Genomic DNA, 13,678 nt, shown 5'->3' with positions numbered 1-13,678 from the left:
TTTTCATGTGCGCCCAGAATGGGCGCTATCTATATAGACATGAACCGTACTCGATTAAAGCAATATTTCGACCGTTTTATAAATATGATTCCAATTGATGCTCGCGCCAAGAGCCTCGCCGATGAATCGGAATGGCACCATAGTTCTTCCATTCTCAATGCGGATAGGGTCATCCAGCTGTACCGTTTCACCGTCGATGCGAGCAGTTGAAGTCCCTAATTCTAGCTCGACATGGTGCATGCCGTAAGAGATCGTTACTAATTTTCCGTTAATGCCGACTTTCCCGCCTAACGATTCGAACAGCCCGCGCACGGGAATGTATACACGTTTGCCGAATAGTTGCGGTTGAGTAGGCATAACCGATATTGTTCCGTTCACTTTAATGCCTATACCTGTCGTTACCTTTACCGGCTTAATCGGAAATCCGGCCATAGATTTGTGCTGATTAAAACGGTTATTAAAGCTTTGGTTAACTTCGGCTCCGCTCCAAGAAGATACGGTGCCGTCACGGTGCAAAGCCGAACCTCCCCCCATGCCCTTCGCAGATATGGCGGATACATTCGTTAGCGCTGCTATCTGTTGCAGCAGTACGCCCTTGCTAGCGGGGTAGGCATCAATAACCGTCCATACTTTTCCGTTGTTTTGAAGCAAAAATGAAAAATCGGAACGACCTTCGACATAGGCGCCAGATACAGCCGACGTCGTTGCCGATATAGTACGCAGATCGACGTTGATCTTATGTTCGGGGCTAGTCGTCCCCCCCTCCAGCAATGTTCGATGCATTTCGGTCATGGTCCAATCGTTCCCGATAGCCAGTCCGCCTGTAATCGCCCGAACGCCGCTTAATACTTTTTTTGGAGCTACAGAAGTATCAGCTTGGGTCAAGCCCCATATCCACAAATCACCATGGTTGTCGAGCGCGCTGTTGTATGTATGAACATCCAAGGCGACGATGTTCTTCAAGCCTTCGACCTGCTTGGCAGTGTGACTAACGCCGTTGATCTCCCATACGTTCCCCTTCGTATCGATAGCGAACTTACGCCAGTACGTGCCGATGACCTGCTGGATAGCGGGAAGATCTTTAATCTGAGCGGGCTGCTGGAACGAAGAGCCGAGTCCGCTGAAATGACCTTGATCATCGACCCAATTATATATTTGCAGCCCCCATACCCATACAGACCCGTCTTTTTTTAACGCGATGTCACCGGATGCAGCTTGCTTGACATTTGTTAGGATTGGAACTGCCGAATAATGGGTTTCATCCCAAGACCATAGTATATCGTCTTTATCAATCGCATGGTTGCCGACAACTTGTACGATTCCTGCTAGCGATTTTCCTGGCGCCCCTTCGGCAGCTTGCAGCCTGACGCCAAACGTTAGAGCTAATGCAAGGCTGACCAATAGAAACCATTTTGCCGATAATAAACACCGCATTATTTTTTCTGAACCTGAATGATCTTCTGTCATACTCTGTTCGCTCATCCGCTTACCTTCTTTCGCATTCAAGTTAAAAAGCGCCGATTTAAGAGGCGATTTATTATACGAACATAAAGACGTTTATTGGATTAATTTAGTTGCATTTCAAATCACATCCATCCATTCTCGCGGTGACGGGCAATACGAACTCAATGGTCAACTGAGCATCAGTCCACCGACCTGAGGGTATACTAACGCCGTCATTTTTTTGATCCAAACGGGAGGGACATGATGAGCACTTCAACTGATGAGCGCAACGATGCGACTATTCATGCGGCGCCTAATGAAAGTAAATTGTCGATATTCGCCCTCGGCGGCGTTAACGAAATCGGCAAAAACATGTATGTTGTTCAATACGGCGATGAGATCGTTGTAATTGATGGCGGCTCCAAGTTTCCAGACGAGAGCTTGCTGGGCATCGATCTCATTATTCCGGATATCACGTATTTACTGCAAAATAAAGAGAAGGTCGTCGGCATGATTGTTACGCACGGACACGAGGACCATATCGGCGGTATTCCTTATTTGTTGAAGCAATTGAATATGCGCATCTACGGCACAGCTCTCACGCTTGGATTGATCAAAGGAAAGCTGAGCGAGAACGGTTTACTGGATCAAAGCGAGCTGATCATAATCGACGGTGATTCGAGAATCTCATTAGGAGCGATGACCGCGACCTTCTTTCGAACGAATCACAGCATTCCCGATTGTCTTGGCATTGCCTTTGACACGCCTGAAGGAACGGTTGTTCATACGGGCGACTTCAAGTTCGACCTTACTCCTGTCGGTGGGCAATATCCAGATATTCATAAAATGGCTGCGTTAGGCCAAAGTGGAGTGCTTGCGCTGCTATCAGAAAGCACGAATGCCGAACGGCCGGGCTTCACGCCTTCAGAGCGGGTCGTCGGTAAACATATTGAGGAAGCGATTGTCTCGGCGACAAATCGCGTGTTCATCTCGACCTTCGCATCGAACGTCCATCGGCTGCAGCAAATCATCGATGCAGCCCATCTGACTGGGCGCAAGGTAGCGTTGCTTGGACGCAGTATGGTCAATGTCGTTGCGGTTGCTACGGAGCTCGGGCATCTGAACATTCCGGAAGGAATGCTCGTAGATGCTGCTGCTATCGGCCAACTGGAACGTAGCCGTGTAGCCGTATTATGCACCGGCAGTCAAGGCGAGTCGATGGCGGCATTGGCTAGGCTGGCGAGCGCGAGCTACCGCGGAGCAGAGATACTGCCAGGGGATACGGTTATTCTTGCGTCGTCTCCAATACCTGGCAACGAGCGAGCCGTTTCATCGGTCGTCGATAATTTGTTCCAGCTAGGTGCTCATGTAATCTACGGGTCAGGGGCATCCACGGGCCTTCATGTGTCAGGCCACGCGAGTCAAGAAGAGCTTAAGCTGATGCTGACGCTCATGAAACCAACTTACTTCATTCCGATACACGGAGAGTACCGGATGCTGCTTCAGCATAAGAAGCTGGCTGAATCGGTCGGCGTTCATTCGGAAAATGTTTTCATCGTCAGCAATGGCGATGTTGTCGATATACAGCAGCAAGTCGCAGTCAAAACACGCAAAGTGCCAGTGGGCAATACACTCGTTGACGGTTTCGGCATCGGCGATGTCGGTAATATCGTGCTGCGTGATCGCAAGCATTTGGCAGAGGACGGTATCGTCGTAATCGTCCTTACGCTTAGCAAGGCGGACGGCTCGATATTGTCTGGCCCCGACATTATTTCACGAGGCTTCGTCTACATGCGGGAATCCGAAGGATTGCTTGAAGCTGCCAGCAAGCTTGCGCTTACGGCTATCGAGAACTTGCATGAGGACGGCAAACCGGTGAAATGGACGATGATGAAGCAGAGGGTGAAGGAAGCGGTCGGTAAGTTCGTTTACGCCCAAACGAAAAGAAGACCGATGATATTGCCCATCGTTATTGAGGTATAAGAGCGAGTGGCTTGAATCTGTGAATAATCGTCTGCATCGTGACAGAAAATAATCAAGCTTGTACATCAACAAGAAGAGGGGTAATAAAATGAAGAAGTGGCTGGCTGTTTTTAGCGTAGTTGCATGCTTGATGATCTTCTCTGCTGTACCCGCATTTGCGGACAATATGAATCGGATGGATGATACGCCAGCGGACGAGATCCGACATGGCGTCAATAAAGGCATTAACTCAACAAATCGTGCACTTGGCACGGACATCCATCGTATCGATAACGGGAATACGGTGCGCACGAATAACTACAGAACGAATGCTGTTGATACCGACGATGGATTTGATTGGGGCTGGCTTGGTCTTCTCGGTTTGATAGGTCTTGCCGGCATGAGAAACCGCGGCCGCGAACGCGATCACGCGTAAAATAAAGTCACTCGTTCGTTCATGTTTAGTCTTCATAACCAAGGAACTCCGCTCTGATGAGGGAGTTCCTTGGTTATTTGTTTGATCACTATTCAATAGGATTTGGTTCGTAGCGATAATACGAAACATAAAGCTAAAATGACGGAGGCTGCGAAATAGGGGAAATTGATGTTTAGATCGAATAAAACTCCTGCGACGATCGGACCGGAAATGTTGCCTAAGCTCGTAAAAGCGGAGTTAAGGCCTGCTACATAGCCTTGCTGACCGAGTGCCATCTTGGACATCTGCGTACTGATTGCCGGGCGAAGGATATCCGTGGCCAAAAATACGATGAAGGTCACAACGACTACGAGCCAATATTTATGTACGAAGAGGGTTAGCAATACGAATACAGCCGCGATGATCAAACAAATCGAGATCACTTTTTTCTCGCCAAAATGGTCCAATATCCATCCGAAAATCGTTAATTGCACGACTGCGCCGGCAATTGAGCCGAATGTAATAATAAAGGCAATGTCCTTGGCAGTGAACTGGAACTTATGGTCGACGAACAAGCTGAATACCGTTTCATAATTAGCGAGTCCGAACGAGGTGACGAATACAAGGATCAAGCTCATAAAGTAGGGCTCTTTGTACGAGCGGAAAAGCTGACTCAGCAGCCGTTGTTTGGCGGTATTGGTCTGTTGAGCAGCTTCTGTGCGGTTCTGCTTCGAATGAGCAGACTCCGGCAAGACAAGCGCTGTAATGAAGGCGGCGACAAGCCCGGCAACGGCAGCAGCATAGAACGGGACTCGCAGCCCGAATTCGGCCAAATAGCCGCCAATACCAGGACCGATAATGAACCCGGTTGTAATGGCTGCATTAATATAGCCCATGCCGGCTGCTCTTTCCTCATTGGATGTAACATCCGCCGTATAAGCCATAACGGCTGGCATAATAAGCGCTGCGCCAACGCCTCCGAGCATTCTGGATACGAACAGAAACAGCGGTCCGTTCGAAATGCCGAACAGCCACTCGGAAACAGCGAATACGATCATGCCGGCAATAATCAGTTTTTTGCGACCGAGTGAATCCGACAGTCTACCTGCCAGCGGCGAGAACAGCAGTTGCGTTAACGAAAAAGCGGCAACAAGCAAACCAACGATGCTGCCGCTAATATGCAGCTCGTTCATGTACGTCGGCATGATTGGAATGATAAGTCCAATACCGGTGAACACCAAGAAAATGTTAAGCATGAGCAAAAGGATGGTGGCTCTATTTCTAAGCAGTAATGACATGATGGGAGAACCTCCGAGTATTGATACTATAATTTGCTTTAATTACCTTGGATCTATACCCATTATAGCTTTCTTTGGACTATTCCGTTGCGAATTAATCGACTACGATTCGGAACACGACCGGATGAGTGCTTCGGACTGTTGTTGTCTTGATTATGAGCGCTTCATTTGTCCGTTCCCAGACTGGCTTTTCCTCGAAGCCGATTACCGTAATATCCTTAATCAGCGCCTGGAAATGATGTGAATGTTTTTTAAGTGAGCGAATGTTCACGACTCCGTTCTCCGGATATACCAGAATGGTCGCATAGAGACTGCTCCCCTTGACGGTGAAGCGGATATCCTCGCTAGTGAATATTTTCCCTTTACCGTCGGTGAATTGGCCTTCCTCTACTTCGGTCGGGCCTTCTCCGAAAACTCGCCAATAGGTGGAATCGTAAATTGCCTCACCATTGACATGAAGCCAGCCGCCGATATCAAGCAGTACTTGGCGGTCTTCTTCCGAGATTGATCCGTCGGCTTTCGGTCCGACGTTGAGCAGCAGATTGCCGTTCTTGCTTACGATATCGACCAAGTCGCGAATAATCTCGACAGCCGGCTTGTAATCGTTATTAACGGAATGTGACCAAGAGTTTCTGGCGATGGCTGTATCCGTCTGCCAAAAATACGGCTTCAGCTCCGCGAACTGTCCGCGCTCGACGTCAGGGACTGCAGTGCCAAGCATGAAGGCGTCATGCTTGTAATTAATTGCTGCCGGATAACCGAGTTCAGCCGCTCTGTTATAGTAATACGCGGCGAACTTCTTTAAATAAGGCTTGAAGGCTGAGGTTTGGATCCACCAGTCGAAATAAAATACGCGGGGCTGGTAATTGTCGACAAGCTCGCAGCAGCGAATGAGCCAGTCCTCCAAGTATTGCTCGTTCGGCGGCGATCCGAGTAGGTCATGATGGTCAGGCTCGGGCATGGCCGGCCAGTAGAAGTCGCCGCAAGCAAGCGGCTCCTTAATATCGGAGTCGAATGTTTTGCCGTGCGACATGAAGAACCAATGCTCCGCACGATGGGAAGAGGCGCAGAATACGAGATCATTACGCTCGAAGGATGTTTTCATCTCTCCTAGCAGATCACGCCTCGGCCCCATGTCGTATGCGTTATATGGAGAGACGGCGCTGCGGTATATCTGGAAGCCGTCATGATGCTCTGCAACCGGCATGACGTACCGGGCTCCCGATTGCTTGAACAGCTGTGCCCATTCATCGGCATTGAAGTTAGCCGCCGTGAACATAGGAATGAAGTCTTTGTAGCCGAAATCCTTATGTTCGCCGTAAGTGGCGAGATGATGCTTGTACTCGTCGGAGCCTTGAATATACATATTTCTTGAATACCATTCGCTATAATGCGCTTGAATGGAATATAGCCCCCAATGGATGAAGATGCCGAACTTCGCACGGCTGTACCAGTCAGGCACCTCGAATGCCGATAGCGAATCCCAATTATCTTTGAATCTCCCCGTTGCGATCGTACGGTCGATCGTTTGCAAATATTCGCTTTTGTCTATCGTATTGGACACACCCATTCGTCATGCTCCTCCTCAACAACGATTTCAATCCTCTTCATTGTAGTATGAGGGCGAATTGTACCCTAGGTAGAACATTAACATTCTGTTGTACAAAACTAACATTGGATAATAGATCAGTATGATCCTATCATACATCATTTTAGTTTGCTCTTCGTTTTTGTATATTTTAGAGGATAGCTTTAACTAATCCAACAATACGATATACGTCAGGAGAGCGAATGAATGGATGCTTATTTATTTGTACATTTTAAGGAAAAGAAGACGCCGGACGGCGAGCAGGTTTATTTTGCGCTGAGCAAGGACGGATTCAACTGGGAGCCGGTTAATGACGGGTTGCCTGTCCTATGGAGCAAGCTAGGGGACGAAGGAGTCAGGGATCATACGATTGTACGGACTAGGTCAGGCAAGTTTTATATTTTAGCAACGGATCTTGGTCTTGCTAACGGCTTCGATACCAAATACAGAGGCAACTGGGAGAACATAGGGAGAGAGGGGAGCAAATGTCTCTCGCTGTGGGAGTCGGACGATCTCGTGAACTGGTCCGAGCAGCGGATGATTCCGTTAGGCGATGAAGATTTCGGATGTCTGTGGGCGCCGGATGTTATTTATGATCATCGGAATGAGGATTACGTCATTCATTGGTCTTCTGCCCACGCCTCCAACAACTACGGGCATAAAGCGATCTACTATACCCGAACGAAAGACTTTGAAAGCTTCACTGCTCCGCAGATGTTATGCCGGAAGGACGGCAGCGGCATTATTGATTCCGCAATCTACGAGGAGAACGGTTTATTTTATCGTTTTCTTAAGAGCGAAGCGGATCCTGCCAGCATTATTTTGCAAAAAGGAAAAACGCTCACTGGCGAATATACGAGAATTGAAGCGTTCGAAGCGGAGATGGCGAAGCTTGAGAGCACAGCGTATGAAGCGCCGACGGCGTTCAAGCTTGCCGATGGCAGATGGTGTTTAATGCTTGACTTCTACGGCGTACAGGGTGAAGGTCAAGGTTATGTTCCATTCATTGCTGATGACATCGACAGCGGATTATTCATTCGTTCCGATGCAAGCTTCAACTTCCCGTACCGCTTCAAACACGGAACTGTTCTATCCATCACGTCGGAAGAATACGAACGCATTCTCAGAATCAAAGCTTAATCGCATCCATGCAGATACCGGCGAAAGCGCCTATAAGGACTACGAGCCAAGGCGGTAGTTTCCAATAAACCAACAACGCGAATAAAACTGCCGCCAAAGCAAAGTCGACAGGTTCCATGATCGAGCTTGTCCATATCGGATGATAGAACGCTCCCAGTATCAAGCCGACAACACATGCATTTATTCCCGTTAGGGCGCTCTGCACCTTCGCTATTCTTCTAAGCGAGTCCCAGAAAGGGAGAGCGCCTGCTATAAGCAGGAAAGCAGGCAGAAAAATGGCAATCGTTGCAATTATTGCGCCGAGCCACCCGTTAAGCATTGCGCCTAGATAGGAAGAGAACGTGAACAAAGGTCCCGGTACAGCTTGCGCTGCGCCGTATCCGGCAATAAACGCTTCTTTTCCTATCCCGTGAGCGCCTGCCAGTTCTGTCTCGAGCAGCGGCAATACGACATGGCCGCCGCCGAACACGAGAGAGCCCGCGCGATAGAAGCTGTCAAAGAGGGCAACCTCAGACATCGGCGCCATTATTCTTAGGATAGGCAAACCTATTAAGAGCGTTGCAAATGCGATTAATAGAGTAGCTCCAAGCTTTCGGCTGACAGGCACGATAGTGTTAGGAAGTTCAGGCAATCGGTCAGTCTTGAACAGAAATAAGCCTATTATGCCCGCCACAATGATCAGGCTTACTTGACTGAAAGCAGACTGCCACAGCAGGCTGACTGTCGCTGCTAGCACAGCAATCGTAATTCTAGTCTTGTCGGGTGTAAGCTTCTGGCCCATTCCTAGAATAGCTTGGGCGACGATCGCGACCGCCACGATCTTCAATCCGTGAACCCATCCTGCATCTCCAATATCGAAATGCTGCACCAGCATGGCAAATAAAGCTAACGCAAGTGCAGAGGGCAACGTGAATCCAATGAACGCGACAATACCGCCCATCATGCCTGCTCTTAGGATGCCAATGCCGATTCCGACCTGGCTGCTAGCAGGTCCAGGAAGGAATTGGCTTAACGCTACCAAGTCCGCAAAGCTCCGCTCGTCCAGCCAGTTTCTGCGCTTTACGTACTCTTCATGAAAATAACCCAAATGAGCAATAGGTCCGCCAAAGGACGTTAATCCAAGCTTCGTAGAGATCATCAAAACTTCTAGCAGCGCCTTTAGCACCAGCTACGACTCCTTCCATCCTTCACGTTCCTATTATTTTATCATTCGAACGCAGAGTTCTGTTTAAAGAAATGATGTTATTTGTACTCTTGTTTGTCTGCAGTATATCGATTGCGATACTGCTTTGGGGTCAAATTGGCGTGTTTTTTGAATAATTTATTGAAATGGGTTTGATCGTAATAATTGAGCTTCGAAGCAATCGTTGATAAAGGCTCGTCGGTCAGCTCCAGCAGCCTCTTCGCCTCCTCGATTCTTTCCTTCTGAATGTATTGGCTAATGGTCATGCTTGTTTCTTTGCGGAACAAATGCGACAAATAATTACTGTTCAAGCGAGTCAGCTCCGCAAGCTTCCGAAGCGGGATATCCTCATACATATGGTTGAAAATATAAGCCTTGCAGGCTGCAATCGGCCGAGAAGAGCTGCTCATTTTACTAATGCTTACTCGCTCTGTAAAGTCGAGAAAAGCATCCATTAGAGCAATGTCAACCGCTCGCGCATCCTTCAGCTCCTCGATATGCTGGATATGGTGATCGCTTATCGTATAAGCGAGTTCGGTATGCAAGCCTCCATCCATTGCTGCTCGAGTAGCAAGGGTAATTCCGCTTATGGCCAGATTTTTGATATTCCGCAGCTGGCTTCGCTTGGAAAGCACGCCTGCTCCTTCAAAGGGAAGGTTAATCATCATGCTAAGAAGAGCAGCTTTGTCTCCGTTGCTAATCGTTCTTAGCATCCTTGTCTCATGATCCCGATCCGAATGGAAAAGGGACGACTCCCGGCGATTGGAGAGCGTTAGCTCGGGATTGTCTTCATACAGAAATCGCTGCTCATGGCGAAAGTTGTACTCCAGCACATCGGCAATGTCTAATGCCACGCCGTTCGCAAGTAAATAAGTCATCACACTAATGTGATACAATCGCGATCGATTCACGAAAGGCAGACAACATAAATATTGAAGCCAAGTCGCTTGCTGTTTATATGGCACATTATTGTCATTAAGGATATTGCCGACAACCATCTCGGACAATGCTTGAGTCGTGACGGGACCAATTATGATTGTACCGATGCGATCTTTATTTCGATGAACGGGTATCAATATAAACTGATCCCAATAGGGGGTCGTATGCACAATGGGGAGGGTGAATTCCTGAGCGTTCGGTTGGAGTGAGCAGATATGCTCAAGCTGCTCGCGATAAAGAGAACGAGACTGGTCATTGATGCTAGTGACGTCGACATACTCGAAATCGCCGCTTTTGCAATAAACCGGCAATTGGATGCTTTCATGAATAAGCTTGCACAAGTAAGTAAGCTCATTATGGGACTTTGCTGAATACATTCGAAATCGCCACCTTACAATAATCCTATTTTTCTAATAAATATACCATAAACGGTAAGCGTCTTCATTTATAATCTTGTTTGAAGATAAGCTAAATCATTGGACGAAGGAGGAAATACAAAATGAAACGCGATATTCAAAAACTAATCTCTCAAATGACTTTGGAGGAAAAGGCGGGGATGTGCTCCGGACTCGATTTTTGGCATCTGAAAGGTGTGGAACGGCTCGGTATTCCTTCCATCATGGTGACGGACGGTCCGCATGGGTTGCGCAAGCAAAAAGGAGACTCCGATCACTTAGGTGTTTTTAATAGCGTTCCCGCCACTTGTTTTCCTTCTGCGGCAGGGCTTGCCGGCTCTTGGGATCGGGAGCTAATCAAGCAAGTCGGCGTTGCCTTAGGCGAAGAATGTCAGGCAGAGGATGTTGCCGTTCTGCTCGGACCTGGCGCCAATATAAAACGTTCTCCGCTTAATGGACGCAATTTTGAATATTTCTCGGAGGATCCGTATCTTTCCTCGGAAATGGCAGCCGCACATATCGGCGGCGTGCAAAGCCAAGGCGTCGGCACCTCTCTTAAGCATTTTGCGGTCAATAACCAGGAGCATCGCCGGATGTCGGTCGATGCGGTAGTAGACGAGCGTACGCTGCGGGAAATTTACTTGGCAAGCTTTGAGGGCGCTGTCAAGAAAGGTCAGCCATGGACCGTGATGAGCTCCTATAACAAAGTGAATGGAACGTATGCTTCAGAGAATGAACGTTTGCTCACTCATATATTGAAGGAAGAATGGGGTCATGAAGGGTTCGTCGTATCCGATTGGGGCGCTGTCGACAAACGCGTGAATGCGCTGGCTTCAGGTCTTGAGCTGGAGATGCCGGCCAACAATGGCTATAGCGATAAGGAAGTTGTCGAAGCCGTAAACAGCGGGAAGCTTTCGGTGGAGGCGCTTGATCATGCGGTCGAAAGACTGCTTCGAATTATTTTCATGAGTGTTGACCATAAGAAAGAGAATGCCTCCTATGACCAAGATGAGCATCACCGGCTGGCTCGTCAAGTGGCGAGTGAAAGTATGGTGCTGCTTAAGAATGAGAGCTCGCTGCTTCCGCTAAGCAAAGGGATGAAGGTCGCTGTCATTGGCCCGTTTGCCGAGAAAGCGAGATATCAAGGCGGAGGAAGCTCGCATATCGTTCCTACAAGAATGGATGTGCCGCTTCAGGAGATCAAGAAGCTCGCCGGCGATTCCGCATCGATCCTGTATTCGAAAGGATTCACTGTCGAAAGTGATTTAGAGGATGATGTGTTGACGGAGGAAGCGAAGAAAGCGGCAAGCGAAGCTGAAGTGGCCATTATTTTCGCCGGGCTTCCGGACCGATATGAATCTGAAGGTTATGACAGAAGCCATATGAGTCTGCCCGCTAATCAGAACCGTTTAATTGAAGCGGTTGCGGGAGTGCAAAGCCGCGTCATCGTTGTTCTGATGAACGGATCTCCCGTTGAGATGCCATGGGAAAACGACGTAACTAGTATTCTTGAAGCCTATTTGGGAGGGCAAGCGGTTGGCGGAGCTATAGCAGACATCCTCTACGGCATCGCCAATCCAAGCGGCAAGCTGGCAGAGACATTCCCAATGAAGGTAAGCGACAATCCGTCTTATTTATTTTTCCCGGGAGCAGGTGATCGGGTGGAATATCGTGAGGGGCTATATGTCGGCTATCGGTACTATGATGCGAAGCAGATGAAGCCATTGTTCCCGTTCGGACACGGTCTTAGCTATACGACATTCGATTATTCGAACCTGACGATTGACTCCAACGAAATTAGCGATACAGAAACGGTAAACGTTCGAGTTATGGTTACAAATACGGGGCTTCGCGCAGGCAAAGAAATTTTGCAGCTCTACGTTAGGGATGTGGCGAGCACGATAGATCGTCCCGAGAAGGAACTGAAGGGCTTTGCCAAGGTAGAGCTTCAGCCAGGCGAGCAGAAGACGGTTACGTTCACGCTTGATAAACGTTCCTTCGCCTATTACAACGTTGAGTTGAAGGATTGGCATGTGGAAAGCGGGCAGTTCGCCGTGTTGATCGGCCGATCATCGCAAGACATTGTGCTTAGCGAAACGCTGACAGTCTCCTCAACCGTCGAATTAAAAGTGGTATACCATCGGAATTCGCTGCTAGGCGATTTGCTGAATAACCCAAGCACAGCACCGAAGATTCAGCCAATGTTGCAGCTGATGCAGAGTATGATGCCTCTAGGCGAAGATGCTGAAGAGCACGGTGCCGAGATGATGAAGGCGATGATGAACTATTTGCCGCTGCGAAATTTGGTTTCGTTCAGCCAAGGAGCCTTTACGGATGTTATGTTGTCTGACCTGATTGATCAATTAAATCGATCATAGATCGCCTTTGTTCATAAAACCGATTCCTGCTGGAGTCGGTTTTGTGTTGTGGTATGATTCTATCGTAAGAGATACATAGAACTAGATTACTCAAATCAGGAGGATTGAATATGAGGAAATGCGATGTGGATCTGCCGGAGCCGAATTTATTAAAGGAATGTATGCGCCGGCTAGCAGCGCTTGATTTGATATTATGCGAGGAGGAGTGGCTGTGCGTTCATCAATACATGCCTGACTGGGCAGAAGGCGTAGAGGTTGGGAAGATCGACAATGGGGCCGGCGACGATTTGTTTGTTGTTTTTGCACAGGGAGGTATCATTGTGAAGGGCTTTGATCATGAATCTCCCTATAGTCCACATGCGCAGGATGAGTATGGAGTATGGCCAGGCATTTACGAGCAGGTTCCTGAAGCTTTGCTTCAATATGTGCAGGACGAAGCGCTAAGCACGGAGGACGTAACGTTTTGCTATTGGCGCAATCAAGGAGACGAGCACTGGTATAGCGGCGAATACGAGCGACCCGAAGGATTGGACGACGGTTCGAATTTTTTGCTTGGCTACTTGAACGATACAGTGGATAGCTATGCCGAGTGGGCGAATAGTTATTTTGAGGTTGAGGTAGATTTGCCAGCGGTGCGGCAACTAATCGAGGATGGAAGGACCTCAGCGGCAAACATAGCGAAGCTTAACCCGGAGCGGAAAATCGAGGATGTGTTGGGACAACTGATTGAATTAGGCGTGACCATTGAATAGGAAGGTGCCTAATCGCTTAAATACGATTAGGCACCTTTTATAATTTATAAAAACTTCCGACTCGTTTTCTTCCCGTCGCAGCTGAACACAATCTTTTTATCCTCCACGAACGTCTCCAGATGAACGTTCTTGCCCCAAAGCTGCACGACATAAGGCAGCGTGCGTTCCACGTACTTCAGATCCAG

The 13,678-nt window shown here is 48.4% G+C and carries 10 protein-coding genes and 1 pseudogene; 5 read left to right on the top strand and 6 right to left on the bottom strand.

Annotated features, from left to right (window positions below; translation table 11 throughout):
• Positions 1-54 precede the first annotated feature (54 nt).
• Complete coding sequence (locus V8F51_RS00055; RefSeq protein WP_337097990.1) at positions 55-1,482, bottom strand: copper amine oxidase N-terminal domain-containing protein; 1,428 nt, start codon at positions 1,480-1,482, stop codon at positions 55-57.
• Positions 1,483-1,707: 225 nt separating this feature from the next.
• Between V8F51_RS00055 and V8F51_RS00050 the strand changes: the two genes are divergently transcribed.
• Together V8F51_RS00050 and V8F51_RS00045 are read left to right on the top strand one after the other, a co-directional pair.
• The gene (locus tag V8F51_RS00050) at positions 1,708-3,426 is read left to right on the top strand and encodes a ribonuclease J (protein ID WP_337097989.1); all 1,719 of its coding nucleotides are present in this window, start codon (positions 1,708-1,710) and stop codon (positions 3,424-3,426) included.
• 88 nt (positions 3,427-3,514) lie between these two features.
• Positions 3,515-3,841 carry a WGxxGxxG family protein gene (locus V8F51_RS00045; RefSeq protein WP_337097988.1) on the top strand — a complete coding sequence of 109 codons (327 nt, stop codon included), beginning with the start codon at positions 3,515-3,517 and terminating at the stop codon, positions 3,839-3,841.
• Between the two features lie 92 nt (positions 3,842-3,933).
• On the opposite strand, the gene V8F51_RS00040 is transcribed toward V8F51_RS00045, so the two are convergent.
• Together V8F51_RS00040 and V8F51_RS00035 are read right to left on the bottom strand one after the other, a co-directional pair.
• Positions 3,934-5,118: an MFS transporter gene (locus V8F51_RS00040; RefSeq protein ID WP_337097987.1), complete on the bottom strand. Its 1,185-nt coding sequence runs from the start codon at positions 5,116-5,118 to the stop codon at positions 3,934-3,936.
• A gap of 94 nt (positions 5,119-5,212) precedes the next feature.
• Positions 5,213-6,688: an alpha-L-fucosidase gene (locus tag V8F51_RS00035; protein ID WP_337097986.1), complete on the bottom strand. Its 1,476-nt coding sequence runs from the start codon at positions 6,686-6,688 to the stop codon at positions 5,213-5,215.
• Positions 6,689-6,913: 225 nt separating this feature from the next.
• Between V8F51_RS00035 and V8F51_RS00030 the strand changes: the two genes are divergently transcribed.
• Positions 6,914-7,846, top strand: a complete 933-nt coding sequence (locus V8F51_RS00030) for a glycoside hydrolase family 43 protein (protein ID WP_337097985.1) — start codon at positions 6,914-6,916, stop codon at positions 7,844-7,846.
• On the opposite strand, the gene V8F51_RS00025 is transcribed toward V8F51_RS00030, so the two are convergent.
• Both V8F51_RS00025 and V8F51_RS00020 read right to left on the bottom strand, forming a co-directional pair.
• A complete protein-coding gene (locus tag V8F51_RS00025; protein ID WP_337098423.1) occupies positions 7,836-8,984 on the bottom strand; it encodes a chromate transporter in 1,149 nt (382 codons plus the stop codon). The two genes, V8F51_RS00030 and V8F51_RS00025, sit on opposite strands and share 11 nt — an antisense overlap.
• Before the next feature lie 104 nt (positions 8,985-9,088).
• Positions 9,089-10,345 (bottom strand): helix-turn-helix domain-containing protein, encoded by a 1,257-nt coding sequence (locus V8F51_RS00020; RefSeq protein WP_337097984.1) that lies wholly within the window; start codon positions 10,343-10,345, stop codon positions 9,089-9,091.
• A gap of 122 nt (positions 10,346-10,467) precedes the next feature.
• Here V8F51_RS00020 and V8F51_RS00015 point away from each other — a divergent pair, with 122 nt between their 5' ends.
• The gene (locus V8F51_RS00015) at positions 10,468-12,741 is read left to right on the top strand and encodes a glycoside hydrolase family 3 C-terminal domain-containing protein (RefSeq protein WP_337097983.1); all 2,274 of its coding nucleotides are present in this window, start codon (positions 10,468-10,470) and stop codon (positions 12,739-12,741) included.
• Between the two features lie 110 nt (positions 12,742-12,851).
• Positions 12,852-13,493 carry a hypothetical protein gene (locus V8F51_RS00010; RefSeq protein ID WP_337097982.1) on the top strand — a complete coding sequence of 214 codons (642 nt, stop codon included), beginning with the start codon at positions 12,852-12,854 and terminating at the stop codon, positions 13,491-13,493.
• 44 nt (positions 13,494-13,537) lie between these two features.
• Here the strand turns inward: V8F51_RS00010 and V8F51_RS00005 are convergent.
• Positions 13,538-13,678: pseudogene (locus V8F51_RS00005) on the bottom strand (stage V sporulation protein R); the annotation flags it as partial.

It is taken from the genome of Paenibacillus sp. YIM B09110 (assembly GCF_037167145.1).
Taxonomy (GTDB): domain Bacteria; phylum Bacillota; class Bacilli; order Paenibacillales; family Paenibacillaceae; genus Pristimantibacillus.
This window is presented reverse-complemented; position numbering and strand designations above follow the sequence as displayed.